This is a genomic window from Pseudomonas sp. KBS0710 (genome assembly GCF_005938045.2).
Lineage (GTDB): Bacteria > Pseudomonadota > Gammaproteobacteria > Pseudomonadales > Pseudomonadaceae > Aquipseudomonas.
This window is the reverse complement of sequence record NZ_VCCF02000001.1, coordinates 889,045-904,002: the sequence shown is the minus strand read 5'-3', so window position 1 is coordinate 904,002 and position 14,958 is coordinate 889,045. Positions and strand designations below refer to the sequence as shown.

The 14,958-nt window shown below is 59.3% G+C and carries 15 protein-coding genes; 4 read left to right on the top strand and 11 right to left on the bottom strand.

Annotated elements, in window-relative coordinates; all coding sequences use genetic code 11:
* The first annotated feature begins 330 nt into the window (after positions 1-330).
* From FFI16_RS04270 to FFI16_RS04260, 3 genes are all read left to right on the top strand, one after another.
* Positions 331-1,023, top strand: coding sequence for a crotonase/enoyl-CoA hydratase family protein (locus FFI16_RS04270; RefSeq protein WP_138814272.1), 693 nt, complete (start codon positions 331-333; stop codon positions 1,021-1,023).
* A 213-nt stretch (positions 1,024-1,236) separates the two neighbouring features.
* Positions 1,237-1,983, top strand: coding sequence for a 1-acyl-sn-glycerol-3-phosphate acyltransferase (locus FFI16_RS04265; RefSeq protein WP_138814271.1), 747 nt, complete (start codon positions 1,237-1,239; stop codon positions 1,981-1,983).
* A gap of 42 nt (positions 1,984-2,025) precedes the next feature.
* Positions 2,026-2,997 carry a magnesium and cobalt transport protein CorA gene (locus tag FFI16_RS04260; RefSeq protein ID WP_058420797.1) on the top strand — a complete coding sequence of 324 codons (972 nt, stop codon included), beginning with the start codon at positions 2,026-2,028 and terminating at the stop codon, positions 2,995-2,997.
* On the opposite strand, the gene FFI16_RS04255 is transcribed toward FFI16_RS04260, so the two are convergent.
* The 3 genes from FFI16_RS04255 to FFI16_RS04245 all read right to left on the bottom strand — a co-directional run bounded on the left by FFI16_RS04255 (position 2,994) and on the right by FFI16_RS04245 (position 7,247).
* A complete protein-coding gene (locus FFI16_RS04255; RefSeq protein WP_138814270.1) occupies positions 2,994-3,719 on the bottom strand; it encodes an amidotransferase in 726 nt (241 codons plus the stop codon). The genes FFI16_RS04260 and FFI16_RS04255 overlap by 4 nt on opposite strands.
* Before the next feature lie 158 nt (positions 3,720-3,877).
* Positions 3,878-6,025, bottom strand: coding sequence for a 3-hydroxyacyl-CoA dehydrogenase NAD-binding domain-containing protein (locus FFI16_RS04250; protein ID WP_138814269.1), 2,148 nt, complete (start codon positions 6,023-6,025; stop codon positions 3,878-3,880).
* 16 nt (positions 6,026-6,041) lie between these two features.
* Positions 6,042-7,247 carry an acetyl-CoA C-acetyltransferase gene (locus tag FFI16_RS04245; RefSeq protein ID WP_138814268.1) on the bottom strand — a complete coding sequence of 402 codons (1,206 nt, stop codon included), beginning with the start codon at positions 7,245-7,247 and terminating at the stop codon, positions 6,042-6,044.
* Positions 7,248-7,895: 648 nt separating this feature from the next.
* Between FFI16_RS04245 and FFI16_RS04240 the strand changes: the two genes are divergently transcribed.
* Complete coding sequence (locus FFI16_RS04240) at positions 7,896-8,702, top strand: cytochrome c (protein ID WP_138814267.1); 807 nt, start codon at positions 7,896-7,898, stop codon at positions 8,700-8,702.
* Positions 8,703-8,823: 121 nt separating this feature from the next.
* Here FFI16_RS04240 and FFI16_RS04235 read toward each other — a convergent pair whose 3' ends face one another.
* The 8 genes from FFI16_RS04235 to FFI16_RS04200 all read right to left on the bottom strand — a co-directional run bounded on the left by FFI16_RS04235 (position 8,824) and on the right by FFI16_RS04200 (position 14,851).
* Complete coding sequence (locus FFI16_RS04235) at positions 8,824-9,627, bottom strand: transglutaminase family protein (RefSeq protein WP_138814266.1); 804 nt, start codon at positions 9,625-9,627, stop codon at positions 8,824-8,826.
* Positions 9,624-10,574 carry an alpha-E domain-containing protein gene (locus FFI16_RS04230; protein WP_138814265.1) on the bottom strand — a complete coding sequence of 317 codons (951 nt, stop codon included), beginning with the start codon at positions 10,572-10,574 and terminating at the stop codon, positions 9,624-9,626. Before FFI16_RS04230 ends, FFI16_RS04235 begins: the two co-directional genes overlap by 4 nt.
* Before the next feature lie 3 nt (positions 10,575-10,577).
* Positions 10,578-11,987, bottom strand: a complete 1,410-nt coding sequence (locus FFI16_RS04225) for a circularly permuted type 2 ATP-grasp protein (RefSeq protein WP_138814264.1) — start codon at positions 11,985-11,987, stop codon at positions 10,578-10,580.
* 414 nt (positions 11,988-12,401) lie between these two features.
* Entirely contained in the window at positions 12,402-12,743 is a 342-nt protein-coding gene (locus FFI16_RS04220) for a ribonuclease E inhibitor RraB (protein WP_003193463.1), read from the bottom strand.
* Between the two features lie 213 nt (positions 12,744-12,956).
* Entirely contained in the window at positions 12,957-13,193 is a 237-nt protein-coding gene (locus FFI16_RS04215) for a hypothetical protein (protein WP_138814263.1), read from the bottom strand.
* Between the two features lie 103 nt (positions 13,194-13,296).
* A complete protein-coding gene (locus tag FFI16_RS04210; protein WP_138814262.1) occupies positions 13,297-13,902 on the bottom strand; it encodes an START domain-containing protein in 606 nt (201 codons plus the stop codon).
* A gap of 41 nt (positions 13,903-13,943) precedes the next feature.
* The gene (locus FFI16_RS04205) at positions 13,944-14,198 is read right to left on the bottom strand and encodes a YkgJ family cysteine cluster protein (RefSeq protein ID WP_138814261.1); all 255 of its coding nucleotides are present in this window, start codon (positions 14,196-14,198) and stop codon (positions 13,944-13,946) included.
* 161 nt (positions 14,199-14,359) lie between these two features.
* Positions 14,360-14,851, bottom strand: coding sequence for a translation initiation factor 2 (locus FFI16_RS04200; RefSeq protein ID WP_138814260.1), 492 nt, complete (start codon positions 14,849-14,851; stop codon positions 14,360-14,362).
* Positions 14,852-14,958: the final 107 nt, after the last annotated feature.

Below are 14,958 nucleotides of genomic sequence, written 5' to 3'. Positions count from 1 at the left end.
CGTCAAACCAGTTCAGTCTGTCGAGGCGCGCTAATGTAGTCGAAAGCCTTTCTGATGGCAAAGGTTTTTTTCAGAATTTTCATGCGCTTAGACGGATATGCCATTGCTCGCCCGGCGAAGGGTGGTGAATCTGCCATTCTTGGGCATCGGTTGCGGGCGTCTGGCGCGGCGGCTGTGCCCTGCTGCGGGCCGTCTACCCTTGGGAATGCGGGAAAAGTCTGACTGTGTAGTCAGTCACGGCGCTTTACCGGGGCGGGCGTGGTGGGTAACGTCTGCGCATGCGCTTCTATTAACAGCCTATCTATAACAATTCCTACAAGGAACCGCGTCATGAGTGAGTTGATTGCCTACCACCTCGAAGACGGTATCGCGACCCTGACCTTGAGCAACGGCAAGGTAAACGCCATTTCTCCGGCAGTGGTTGCTGAGTTCAACGCTGCGCTGGATCAGGCCGAGAAGGATCGTGCGGTGGTGATCATCACCGGTACGCCGGGGATTCTGTCGGGTGGTTATGATTTGAAGGTGATGACGGCCGGGCCTAAAGAAGCCATTAGCCTGGTGACGTCGGGCTCGACGTTGGCGCGGCGTTTGTTGTCGCACCCATTTCCGGTGATTGTGGCGTGCCCTGGGCATGCGGTGGCCAAGGGTGCGTTCCTACTGTTGTCGGCCGATTACCGGATCGGCGTGGAAGGCCCGTTCAGCATTGGCCTGAACGAAGTGGCGATCGGCATGACCATGCACCACGCCGGTATCGAGTTGGCGCGGGACCGTCTGCGTAAATCTGCGTTTCATCGTTCGGTGATCAATGCCGAGATGTTTGACCCGCAAGGCGCATTGGGGGCTGGCTTCCTGGATAAGGTGGTGGCGCCGGATGAGTTGCACGCAGCCGCCCTGGAAGCGGCGCGGCAGTTGAAGAAGATCAATATGAATGCCCACAAGCACACCAAGCTGAAGGTGCGTAAGGCACTGTTGGAAGCCCTGGATGACGCAATTATTCAGGATCAGGGCCACAACCTGGGCTAATGCCCTGTAGCTGATTTGCCAAAGCCCGACCTTGAGTCGGGCTTTTTCTTACAAATAAATCCGCAGCGTCTTTAGCCGCTCTAGTCGGGCGATGTCGGCATACGTTGAAACATGTGCTTAAACATCGCCTATCTCCTACGTCTGTAGGGGCAATTGCCGAATACAGTGCACATCCGTACACTGCGCCACCTTTTGTCCCGATGGGCTGTGCCGATGCTTTTTCTGTTACGTATGTTGTTGATGGGCCTGCACTTTATGGTCGCCGGCTTATTGGGCGTGCTTTTGGGTGTTTGCCGGCCGTTCAACCCGGACAACAGCCGCCTGTGTGCTCGCCTGTATGCGTTGCCTGCCATGCGTATTCTGGGCTTGCACCTGAAGGCCGATGTCGACTCGTTGCGTAACAAGCCCGGCACCTGTGTGGTCATCGCCAACCATCAGTCCAACTATGACCTGTTTATATTCGGCAACGTGGTGCCCCATCGCACCGTGTGTATCGCCAAAAAGAGTCTGAAGTGGGTGCCGTTGTTCGGCCAGTTGTTCTGGCTGGCGGGCAATGTGTTGATTGACCGCGGTAATGCGCACAAGGCGCGCCGGGCGATGCTCACTACCACACAGACCTTGCAGCATAAGGACACCTCTATTTGGGTGTTCGCAGAAGGCACGCGCAACTTGGGCAATGGCTTGCTGCCATTCAAGAAAGGCGCGTTCCATATGGCGATTGCGGCCGGTGTGCCGATCGTTCAGGTGTGTGCCAGCACTTACGTCAAGCATATGCAGCTCAATCGCTGGAACAGCGGTGATGTGCTCATACGCTCTTTGCCGCCGATTCCTACCTGTGGGCTGACTTCGGATGACATCCCAGCGTTGATGCAGACCTGTCAGGCGCAGATGGAAGACTGCATCGCGGCAATGGACCGCGAACTGCAAAATGCCGCAACAATAGAACTCGCCTCCAGCTAAGCTGCCCAACACCTGTCCTCCTAATAAGAAGCGATCAGCACCATGGGTAGAGTTGTTGCGGCGGCCGTTTATAGCGCCGGTAAGAAAGTCACGGATATCACCCTCGACGAAGGCGCCGCGTGGGCCGCCAAACCCGACCATTTTGTGTGGATCGGCCTGGAAGAACCCAGCGCCCAGGAGCTGGCCAACCTGCAACGCCAGTTCAACCTGCATGAACTGGCCATCGAAGACGCCCTGGAAAAACACAGCCGCCCCAAGCTTGAAACCTTCGGCGATGCGCTGTTTATCGTTACCTACTCACCGGTGCGCGAGAACGGCAAGCTGGAGTTTATCGAAACCCATATCTTCGCCGGCAACGGCTATATCATCACTGCCCGCAACGGTCACTCGGCGTCCTACGGCTTTGTGCGCCAGCGCTGTGAGGCGCGGCCGTTATTGCTGGAGCATGGGGAAGATTTCGTACTCTATGCGCTGCTGGATTTCGTCACCGAAAACTACCAGCCGGTGAGCGAAGCGATCCACGCCGAGATTGATGAGCTGGAGCGCAACGTACTGTGCAGTTCCCTGAGCGAGCGCGATATACAGAACCTGCACGGCCTGCGCCGCGATGTGCTGCGGCTCAAGCGTTATGTGGCGCCGATGGTGGAGATCAGCCAGGAACTGCAGAAGCTCAGCTTCCCGTTTATCGACAAAAACATGCGCCCGTATTTTCGCGATGTGCAGATCCACGTGACGCGGCAGATGGAAGACCTCACCACCCTGCGCGACATCGCCAGCCAGACCATCGAGATCGGTGTGTTGCTGGAGGCCTCACGGCAAAGCGTGGTGCAGCGCAAGTTCGCCGCGTGGGCGGCGATTCTGGCGTTCCCCACGGCGGTGGCGGGGATTTACGGGATGAACTTCCAGAACATGCCCGAGCTGCAATGGCACTACGGCTATTTTGCGGTGCTCGGGTTTATTGCGGTGGGCTGCACCAGTTTGTGGGCCAGTTTTAAACGCTCGGGCTGGCTTTAAACCGCAGCCTCTGGCTTGTGGGCGACAAAGCGCATCATCCATTCCGCCACGGTGGCACCGTGGTGGTCACGCGCAAGGCTGGCCACGCCGTGGGTGTAGACCTTTTCGCCCAGGGTTGTCTGAAGAATCTCCAGTAACTCGCGGGAATAGTCGTGGATAAACTCCGGGTGGCCCTGGAAGCACAGCACCTGGTCTTCGATGTGGTACGCGGCATACGGGCAAAAATCGCTGGAGGCGATCACCGTGGCGTTGTCCGGCAGCGCGGTGACCTGGTCCTGGTGGCTGATCAGCAAGGTCAGTTCTTCCACCACCGGGCTCATCCATGGCGCCTTGGCGTTGAGCTTGTAGTCGTGGATGCCCATGCCCCAGCCTTGGCTGGCGCGTTCGGTTTTGCCGCCCAGCAGCAGCGCGAGTAGCTGGTGACCGAAGCACACGCCCAGCAGCTTGTCGCCACGCTCATAGCGTTCGAGTACGTAGGTTTTGAGGGTTTGGATCCATGGGTCGGTGCCGAAGGAGTCGGCCTTGCTGCCGGTGATCAGGTAGGCGTCAAACACCTCGTCAGCAGGCGGGTATTCGCCCTGCACCACGTTGTAGATGACAAATTCGGCGGCAATCGGTTGCTTGGAGAACAGGCGCTTGAACATCTGCCCGTACCCTTGGTATTGATCGATCAAGCCTGGACGCAGGATATCGGTTTCCAGGATACAGACGCGTAGCGACATAAAAAATACCTGACACGGTGATGGGAATAATGCACAGCCCAGAGCCTGCCTTGAAATGTGCCTGCAAAGCAAGTCTCCTGTGGGAGGGCGGTGTGCCAGTCAACATCAGCCTTATCTGACCCACCGTCTTCGCGAGCAAGCCCGCTCCCACATTTTGATCACCGGAAGGCTTCGTCCCGTGCAGCCTTATCAAGCAACAACGCTGGCGGCGAGAACCGCGCCCCGTATTGCTCGGCCAGGTAGCGCGCCCGGGCAATAAAGTCGTTCAAGCCATACTGGTTGATAAACTGCAGCGCGCCGCCACTCCATGCGGCAAAGCCAATGCCGAAGATCGAGCCGACGTTGGCGTCTGCCGTGGACAGCAACACGCCCTCCTCCACACACCGCACGGTTTCAATCGCCTGGATAAACAGTAAACGGTCGCGCACATCCTGCGCTGAGATCTGTTTGCCGGGTTGTTCAAAGCGGGTTTTCAGCTCGGGCCACAGATGCTTGTGCCCGCCTGCGGGGTAGTCGTAAAAACCGCCGCCTGCCGCCTTGCCCGTGCGCTTGTATTCATTCACCAATAGATCGATCACAGCCGTCGCCGGATGAGTCGGCAGCGCTTTGCCTTCGGCTTGCAGATCCTTCGCCGTCTGCTGTCGGATATGGCTCATCAAGCTGAGGGAAACTTCATCCGACACCGCCAACGGCCCCACTGGCATACCGGCCTTGCGCGCTTCGGTTTCGATCATCGGCGCGGCCACGCCTTCGCCGAGCATGGCGATGCCTTCGTTGGTGAAGGTGCCGAACACCCGCGAGGTGAAGAAGCCACGGCTGTCGTTGACCACGATCGGGGTTTTCTTGATTTGCAGTACAAAATCAAAACCCCGGGCCAGGGTTTCGTCGCTTGTGTGGGCGCCCTTGATGATTTCCACCAGCGGCATCTTGTCGACGGGGCTGAAGAAATGCAGGCCAATGAATTTGCCTTGATCGGGCACCGCGGTCGCCAGGCCACTGATGGGCAAGGTAGAAGTATTGGAGGCGATCACGGCCTCGCTGCCGACCACGCTTTGCGCCGCCGCCGTGACTTTGGCTTTGAGTTCACGGTCTTCGTACACGGCTTCGATAATCAGGTCGCAACTGGCCAGGTCGGCATCAGAGGCCGTAGGATGAATCCGCGCCAAGGTGCTTTCCCGCTGTTCAGCGGTCAATTGCCCACGGCTGACTTTCTTGTCCAGCAGCGCCGCCGAATGCGCCTTGCCCTTCTCGGCCGCCGCCAGATTGATGTCCTTGAGCACCACCTCGACGCCCGCACAGGCGCTCACATAAGCAATGCCTGCGCCCATCATCCCGGCGCCCAGCACGCCCACCTTACGCGTGACATAAGGGGCAAAACCTTTGGGCCGTGAGCTGCCGGCGTTGATTTCATTGAGCTGGAACCAGAAGGTACCGATCATGTTTTTCGCCACTTGCCCGGTGACCAGCTCAGTGAAGTAGCGGGTTTCGATCAAGTGCGCGGTGTCGAAATCCACTTGGGCACCTTCCACAGCCGCACACAGAATTTTCTCCGGCGCGGGGAAGCAGCCATTGGTTTTACTGCGCAAAATCGACGGCGCGATGGCCAGCATTTGCGCAACTTTTGGGTTTGACGGCGTGCCACCGGGAATCTGGTATCCCTTGTTGTCCCACGGTTGCCTGGCCTCGGGATTGGCCAAAATCCAGGCGCGGGACTTGGCCAGCAGTTCATCGCGGTTCGCCGCCAGCTCATTGATCAAACCCGCCTGCAACGCCTGCTGCGGCCGTACTTTTTTACCTTCCAGCAAATACGGCAAGGCCTTTTCCAACCCCAGCATGCGCACCATGCGCACTACCCCGCCGCCGCCCGGTAACAGGCCCAGGGTGACTTCCGGCAGGCCAAGCTGGGTGGATTTGTCATCCAGCGCAACGCGGTAATGACACGCCAGGCAAATCTCCCAACCACCGCCTAGCGCTGCGCCATTGATCGCAGCCACCACCGGTTTACCAAGGGTTTCCAGGCGGCGCAGTTGCGCTTTCAACACCAGCACGCTGTCGTAGAAATCCTTGGCGTGGGCTTTGTCGACTTTGATCAATTCATTGAGGTCGCCACCGGCGAAAAAAGTCTTCTTCGCTGAGGTGATAACCACGCCGGCGATGTCGGCCTTTTCCGCCTCAAGACGTGTGACGGTGGCCGCCATGGCCTCGCGGTACACGCCGTTCATGGTGTTGGCGCTCTGGCCGGGCATGTCGAGGGTCAGCACCACAATCTGGTCCTGGCCTTTTTCGTAACGAATGGCTTCGGTCATGACAAATTCCTTGGGCTCAGAGGCGTTCGATGATGGTGGCGATGCCCATGCCACCGCCGACACACAGGGTGGCCAGGCCGTAGCGCTGCTGGCGCGCTTCCAGTTCGTCGAGCAGGGTGCCGAGAATCGCGCAGCCGGTGGCGCCCAGCGGGTGGCCCATGGCGATGGAGCCGCCGTTGACGTTGACGCGGGCGGCATCGATACCCATGTCTTTGATGAACTTGAGAACCACAGAAGCAAACGCTTCGTTGACTTCGAACAGGTCGATGTCTTCAACGCGCAGACCGGCTTTGGCCAACGCCTTGCGCGTCGCCGGTGCGGGGCCGGTGAGCATGATGGTCGGGTCGGTGCTGGTCACCGCCGTGGCGACGATGCGCGCCCGTGGTTGCAGCCCCAGTTCGCGGCCCTTGGCCTCGGAGCCGATCAGCATCAACGCAGCGCCGTCGACGATACCGGAGCTGTTTCCCGGCGTGTGTATATGGTGGATACGCTCCACATGGCTGTAGACCCGCAGCGCGGTGGCGTCGAAACCCATCTGACCCATCATCTCGAAACTCGGTTTGAGTTTGCCAAGACCGTCGAGGGTCGAGTCACCACGGATAAATTCATCATGGTCCAACAGCACGATGCCGTTCTGATCCTGTACGGCGATCAGCGACTTGTTGAAGGAACCGTCTGCACGAGCCCTGGCCGCTTTCTGCTGGGACTGTAGGGCGAAGGTGTCGACGTCCTGGCGGGTGAAGCCTTCCAGTGTGGCGATCAGGTCCGCGCCGATTCCCTGAGGCGTGAAGTGGCTGTGCATATTGGTCTGCGGGTCGAGCACCCAGGCGCCGCCGTCGCTGCCCATGGGCACGCGGGACATCGACTCGACACCGCCGACCACCACCAGGTCTTCGAACCCCGAGCGCACTTTCATTGCGCCAAGGTTCACCGCTTCCAGGCCCGAAGCGCAGAAGCGATTGATCTGCACGCCAGCGACGCTGATGTCCCAGTCGGCCGCCAGCGCGGCGGTCTTGGCGATGTCGGCGCCCTGGTCGCCCACCGGGGTGACGCAGCCGAGGACGATGTCATCCACCTGGCGCGTGTCGAGGTCGCTGCGTTGCGCCAGCGCCGTCAGCAGGCCCGCCACCAGGTTGACCGGTTTGACGCTGTGCAGGGCACCATCGGCCTTGCCTTTGCCACGGGGCGTACGTATCGCATCAAAGATCAAAGCTTGGGTCATGACATCCTCGAGCAGCCAGTGCGTGTGTGCCTACCTTCAGGCCCGATTGACACGGTTTCAATGACCGATGCGCTCATTGCTTTTGACCCCCTCGCTCGGACGAACGGTAGGCAGCTATAGGAAACTGCTGATTAATCGTTTTAGCTGTCTAGCCTCGGGGCTGGCGCGAAGATGGCAATAAGCCTCATGCCGTTTTTAGCGCAAATGATGAATAGCTGATATGAAATGGATCTAAGCCGCAAAGAACGAGGGCTCTAAGGTTGAATCAGTAGGAAGCTGCTGCCGGGTTTTGCTGGGGCAGTTGTAAGAAAAGTGCAACGTCACCTCGCGATACTGAAATACATCGGCACGCATTTGACGCTCAGGAATAACAACAAAAGGCAGTCAGCCATGTTTAAACATTCGAAAGTACGTCAGGCGGGACTTATTCTGTTCGCCACCACACTGATTCTGATCTTGCCCAATTTAACCAAGGTTATCGGGTGACGATTCAGCCTCCGGATTCCGTGCACACACAGCACCAGGACTGCAGCTTTTGGCAGCACCTGCCGGGACATTGCGCATAGCGGTCCTGTTGCAGGGGCTGTCTTTTTGCGCGCAGATTTCCGGTATTGTGGGCGCCACCGCCACTTCGAACCGGGCTCTCCCTTGAAACCGATCCTTGCCTTCCTCGCTTTGCTGTTGGCCCTGCCGGCAACGGCCGCGCAATTGACCATCGAACTCGACCACACCCGCAAGACCTGGCAGACCGCTGACCTGCTCAAGCACCCGGATGTGCAGACGGTGCAGATCGTTGATGACGTTTCCTACAAGCGCACCATGACCTACCGCGCCGTGCCACTGGCCTCTCTCCTGCCGGGCCTTAAGCCTGCGAACCATCTGCAAGCCGTGGCACTGGATGGTTTCGCGGCCGAGCTGACGGCTGCCCCGCTGCTGGAGAAACACGGCGCCCGCGCCTGGCTGGCAGTGGAAGACCCGGCCCAGCCGTGGCCGGCGCTGGCAGACGGCAAACCGAGTGCCGGGCCGTTCTATCTGGTATGGACCGACCCGCAAGCCGGGCATATCAGCCCTGAACAGTGGCCGTTCCAGGTGTCCGCGATCAAGCAATTGAAGACGGTGGCTGAACGCTTCCCGGCGCTGTTGCCAGACCCGAAGCTGGCGGTGAATGACCCGCTCAATCAGGGCTTTGCGCTGTTCCAGAAGAATTGCCTGGCATGTCATCGGCTCAATGGCGCCGGCGATGCGCAGGTAGGGCCGGACCTGAATATTCCTTACAACCCCACCGAGTATTTCAGCGGGGATTTCCTCAAGCGTTACATCCGCGACCCGCAGAGTTTGCGGCATTGGCCACAGGCGAAGATGCCGGCGTTCAGCGCCAGTGTGTTGCCCGATGGCGAGCTGGATTTGCTGGTGGGGTACTTGAGGCATATGGCGGGGCGTAAGCAACAACCCTAAGCCCATCACAAATCCAATGTGGGAGCTGGCTTGCCTGCGATAGCGGTGGGTCAGCTACACCTGTGCTGGCTGGCAGACCGTTATCGCAGGCAAGCCAGCTCCCACACTGAAAGCGCTGTGCCTATTGCTGCTGCACCGAAATCACCGGTGTCGGCGCCACAAACACCTTGGCATGCATCTGCTCATGCCCACCGCCTCTGCGCATGCCGCGCACCGGGCAGGCATCCAGGTAATCCAGGCCCACCGCCAGCTTCAAATGCCGCTCCGGTCGGGCCAGTTGGTTGGTCACGTCAAAGCTGTACCAGGCGTCATCCAGCCAGGCTTCGGCCCAGGCGTGGCTGGCCAGGTGCGTGCTGTCTTCGGTGTACAAATACCCCGACACATACCGCGCAGGAATCCCCAGGCTGCGCGCGCAGGCCAGGAACGCGTGGGTGTGGTCCTGGCAAACACCCGCCCGACCGGCAAAGGCCTGGGCGGCGCAGGTGTCGACTTCGGTGGCGCCGGGCGTGTAGGCCATGGTTTGGTTGAGCGCGTGCATCAGGTCGATCAACGCGCTGCGGTCGCGACGTTGATGGCAGTGCTGTTGCGCAAAACCCAGCAAGGCTTCATCGGGTTCTGTCAGGCGCGTGCTGCGCAGAAACGGAAACGCTGACTGGCTCTCGTGTTCCGCCTCGCGCAACTCGTCGATATCCACCTGGCCACGGGCGCCGATGATGATTGCATCGTGGGGCTCATCCAGGGTCAGCACGTGCAGGATATTGCCGAACGGGTCGACTTGCGCGCGCACCGGGCGCGGCAAATCCAGCTGCCAGCTGATCACATGCTGGCGCTCGCTGTCGTGGGGCGTGAGGCGCAGGTACTGAATGCTGGCACGCACCTGGTCCTCATAGTGGTAGGTGGTTTCGTGGCTGATGGAGAGTCTCATGCGGCCTCCAGGTAGGAACTGTAGATGGCGTCGCCCAACTGGCGCACCAAGGGGATAAAGTCGGTCAGCCAGGCGTGCAGGCCTTCCTCGAGGATTTCGTCAATCGCGGTAAAGCGCAGGCGCGCGTCCATCTCGGCGGCCAGGCGCTGGGCCGGACGGCCGTTGATGCCTGGCAGGCTGGCGAGGATCTGGTCGATCTCTTCGCTGCACGCCCTTAGCGAGCGCGGGACGTCGGCGCGCAGCAACAGTAATTCAGCCACTTGCCGAGCGCCGGGCGCGTCGCGATAGATCTCGGTGTAGGCCTCGAACGACGACAAGGCGCGCAGCAAGGCGCTCCACTGATAGTAGGCGTGGGCCGTGCCGTCGGTGACGGCGGCGGCTTGGTCGCCGGCCATTTCGTAGCGCGCATCGAGCAGGCGCAAAGTGTTGTCGGCACGCTCGATAAAGGTGCCCAGGCGAATAAAGCGAAACGCATCGTTACGCATGATGGTGCCGTAGGTAGCGCCGCGGAACAGGTGCGAGCGCTCCTTGACCCATTCACAAAACCGGCTCATGCCGTAACGGCTCAGCCCTTGCCGGGCGATATCGCGAATATCCAGCCAGGTGGCGTTGATGTTTTCCCACATGTCGGCGGTAATTCGCCCACGTACTGCATGGGCGCTGGCCCGCGCGGCGCCTAGACAACTGTAGATGCTCGCCGGGTTGGCCGCATCCAGCGCGAAAAAGTGCAGCAGGCGCTCGGCATGCAACTCGCCGTGACGCGCGTGGTAATCCTCCAGCGTGCCGGTGATCAACAGCGGCATGGCCAATTCATGCAGGCCATCGCCGCGCCCGTCCTGGGGCATCAGCGACAGCGAATAGCTGACATCGAGCATGCGCGCGAGGTTTTCCGCACGCTCCAGGTAGCGCGACATCCAGTACAAATCCGAGGCAGTTCTACTCAACATGGTTCAATCCTCGACCACCCAGGTGTCTTTGGTGCCGCCGCCCTGGGACGAGTTAACCACCAGCGAACCTTCACGCAGCGCCACGCGGGTCAGGCCGCCAGGGACCACGCGGGTTTCCTTGCCGGACAACACGAATGGGCGCAGGTCGATATGCCGTGGCGCGATGCCGTTTTCCACAAAGGTCGGGCACGTAGATAAACACAGGGTCGGCTGGGCGATATAGGCATGGGGCTTGGCCTTGATGCGCGCGCGAAAGGCTTCGATTTCCGCCGCCGTAGAGGCCGGCCCGACCAGCATGCCGTAGCCGCCGGAGCCTTGGGTTTCCTTGACCACCAGGTCCGGCAGGTTGGCCAGCACGTGGGACAACTCATCGGGCTTGCGGCATTGAAAGGTCGGCACGTTTTGCAGGATCGGTTCTTCATCCAGGTAAAAACGGATCATCTCAGTCACGAACGGATACACCGACTTGTCATCCGCCACCCCGGTGCCAATCGCATTGGCCAGCACCACATTGCCCGAGCGGTACGCGGCCAGCAGGCCGGGCACGCCGAGCATCGAATCAGGGTTGAAGGCCAGCGGATCGAGGAATGCATCGTCGAGGCGACGGTAGATCACGTCCACCGCCTTGGGGCCGTCGGTGGTGCGCATGAATACGCGATCGTCGCGCACGAACAGGTCAGCGCCTTCCACCAGTTCCACGCCCATTTCCCGGGCTAAAAAGGCATGCTCGAAGAATGCACTGTTGAAACGCCCTGGCGTCAGCACCACCACGCTGGGGTTATCCAATGGGCTTGAGCTTTTGAGGGTGTCGAGCAGCAGGTTGGGATAGTGGTCGATGGGCGCAATGCGCTGGGCCGCAAACAGTTCTGGGAACAGGCGCATCATCATCTTGCGGTCTTCCAGCATGTAGCTGACGCCGCTTGGCGTGCGCAAATTGTCTTCCAGCACGTAGTACGTGCCGTCACCGTCGCGCACGAGGTCGACACCGGAGATGTGCGAATACAGATCGCGGTGCAGGTTCAAGCCCTGCATGGCCAGTTGGTATTGGTCGTTGGCCAGCACTTGTTCGGCGGGGATGATGCCGGCCTTGATGATGCGTTGCTCGTGGTACAGGTCGGCCAGGAACATGTTCAGCGCCTTGACCCGTTGAATGCAGCCACGCTCGACCATCCGCCACTCACTCGCGGGAATGCTGCGCGGGATGGTGTCAAACGGGATCAGGCGCTCGGTGCCCTGCTCGTCTCCATACAGCGTGAAGGTGATGCCGGCGCGGTGGAACAGCAAATCGGCCTCACGCCGACGCTGCGCCAGCAATTCGGCCGGCGTGTCGGCCAACCAGCGGGCGAACTCGCGGTAATGGGGCCGGACCTGGCCTGCCCCGTCGTACATTTCATCGTAATAAGTGCGGGTCATGCCGTACTCCTTGTCACTCGGACGCATGCAGTGTTGCAAGGCCCGCGCCATCGGCATAAACACTTAAAAATCAGTGAGTTGAATAAACAACGGAATCCGCTCGCACCTTCCTGGTGCACAGAATGCCCGCCGTCACGCCCCGCGCTTCATCGTAATGCGGGTTTTGACTATCAACAGCATAGTCAGAGTTGATTTCACTGCCCGCCCACGCTTGCGGATAATCACGTCCATCGGCTGAACAGGATGCGTCCTACAGCTTCAGCCAACCGCTCTTCCCTTTGGGCCACCCTGTTTGGGTGGCTTTTTTTTGGTGCAAGAAAAGTAAGGTGCACGGTTAGCAGATTTCATACAGCACACACAAAATCGGCCGACCCGAAGGTCAGCCGATACGCTGCTTTACTCATAAAAATTGCACTACATGGGTAACCCACGCACCTCCTGCTTGACGCCCCATCCTTCGATGATGCCGCCCAGCGGTTCCACCACCGCTTCAAAGTCTTGCTCGAAGTCTCCTATGCCGTCGTAGGTTGCGAACATGATTTTGCTCAGTTCCAGGTACCAGGCGCCGTCATCGCGCGCGCTGACCTGGGCATTCAGGGATTCCCCACGAAAGCGACCCGCAGCCCTGCGCGCACGTTCCTCATCCGGGAAAATGGCGTAGAACTCGATGGGGTGAAACCGTGAGAAGTCGAACCCGCCTTCTTTCATCCGGCGCAGTACGTTGGTGCTGATGTCTTCTTGATAGGCTGTGCTCATGAAACGTCCTCCTCAAACCGATGGATAGACTTTCCGTGCTTCCCGAAGCCCGCGCCTTACTGGCGCGGGAGCTACGGCAAATACAACACCGCTGGAAAACAAGCATGTAGCTGACAAGACCAGACCTTAGCGATTCATTCGCTGATCTCGATTGCAGAGTAGCGCGAAGCTATCACCTCCACCAGAGGGGTTTCGTAGTCCTACAGGGAATGTTCAGGCGGCGGGCGAGATGTCGAGGATCTGGATGCTGTTCTGATCTTTAAGGATTTTGACCGTAGGCTCGGGCTTGCGGCCCTCCAGGTCATTGAGGTCAAGTTCGGCGGCTATGGGCACCAGCTTGTTGCGGATCATGTGCGCCGCATCTTCGAGGCTGGGCTTTTGTTCGCAAGTGAACTGCTCAACGGACGTTTCGCCGTGATCATCAACGAAAGTAATTTGCCACGTTTGCATCGGTGCCTCCTCGATAAAGCCCATGTGTGGGCTCACATCTATCTGGACCTTGAGCGGTCGGCAAACGTTCCACTCAAGGCCCGGGGCACCGGATCAACTGCGCTTATTTTTCAGCGTGTTCTTTCAAGGCTTTCAAGGTGTTAAACGGCGCGTCTACCACGAACTTGTTGGCCAGCCACGAGGGCACGCTGCCGCCTGGTTCGGTGTGCACCTGGTAGGTGACTTCGGTCTGGTTATCGCCCTTTGGCACCAGTTTCCAGTAGCCGTCTACCTGGGCTACACGCACGTAACCTTTGACTTCAGGCTGGTAGGTCGGCACTTCCAGCAGTTTGCGGGTCACGGTGCCGTCGGCGGCCTTGGAGGTGGTGATCTCCAGGATCGAGTCGCGGTCGGTCACCGGGAACGGCGCCTTGAACTGGGTGTAGGTCCAGCTCTTGTCACCTTCGGTCTTGAGCAGTTTTTGCGATTTGCATTCGTGGATCCAGGCGCAGGCGCCAGCCACGTCTTCCTGCAGGGCCTGGATCTTGGCGACTGGCGCTTTGATCAGGGTGACACCGCGATAAGCCTTGTACTTGGAGCCGGCGATTTCGCTCAAGGACACTTTGATACCGTCTTCATCCTTGGCGACTTGCCAATCTTCAGCCTGGGCAGTGGCAGCAAACAACACCGTAAAACCGCACAACACAGCCATTCGTTTCAGCGAACCCATTGTTGTATTCCTTATTGTTGATGTTCCGAAAGTAAAGCCCATCAAGCCGCCGTCATCTGCTCCCACCAGCCGATCAAGCGGATCGCATCGGCCTGATCGTTGCCGCATACCTCAAGGTCAGCCTTGAAATCACTGCACACCGCCGGCCGCTCCGGTTGCCCGAACAGCTGGCATAGCTGTTCGACCGACAGGTGCAGGCAACGTTCTCCCGCAGGTTTGCCATGGGGCATTCCCGGTAACGGTGAACTGATGGAGGGGGCAATGCAGCATGCGCCACAGCCTTCACGGCATTTCATGACCAGCAGGTCCTCGACGACTCAATGTAGATGGCCGGGCTAGAGTACGCCCTTAAACAGCCGTTTTAAAATGGTCTAACAGGGGTTTTTCGCACAAAACAAAAGTGACCGACCAGTCTGCGACAGATGGTCGAGGGCGTGCGTCACTTAAGCGCGCAATTTTATTGCTTGAATTCGAAATCCAGCGCAGCGCCTTCAATATCGCGGCGCTCTTCGTTGCGCAGTTGCAACTGCATCTGGTTGCTCAGCAGCCGGCCATTGATCTGGAACGCGCTGTTGTCGGTGGGTTTTTCCGCAAACATCGGCGGCAACAGCGGCACACTCTTGGGTTTAGGCATGGTGCCGAGGGGTTGCAAGTGCCTGACCATTTCGGTGGGCAGGGACAGGTCCAACTGTGCCGGTGGCAGTTTGGTCTGCGCCACTTCGTGGGCAGATTTGGATTTGCTTGCCACCGGCGCACGTTTTTTCACGACTGCGGGCTTTTTCTTGGCCGCCGGGGCTTTTTTAGCCGGCGCCGGTTTCTTCGCGGGAGTCTTCTGCTCGGTACTGGCTGCGGGCTTGCTCTCAGTCACGGGGGCTGCCGCCAGGACGGTGCCGACGTTACACAGGCTTAACAGGCCAATCACCACAACAGCGCGAAAAATAGAGGTCATATTGCCTACAGCATTAACGGCAGAGGGCCATATGCTCGCTTGTTGAGCGCGGCATGACAAGCCTGGTGATCAGCCCGTCAACGTCATTGTCCCCTTTACGCGCCTCA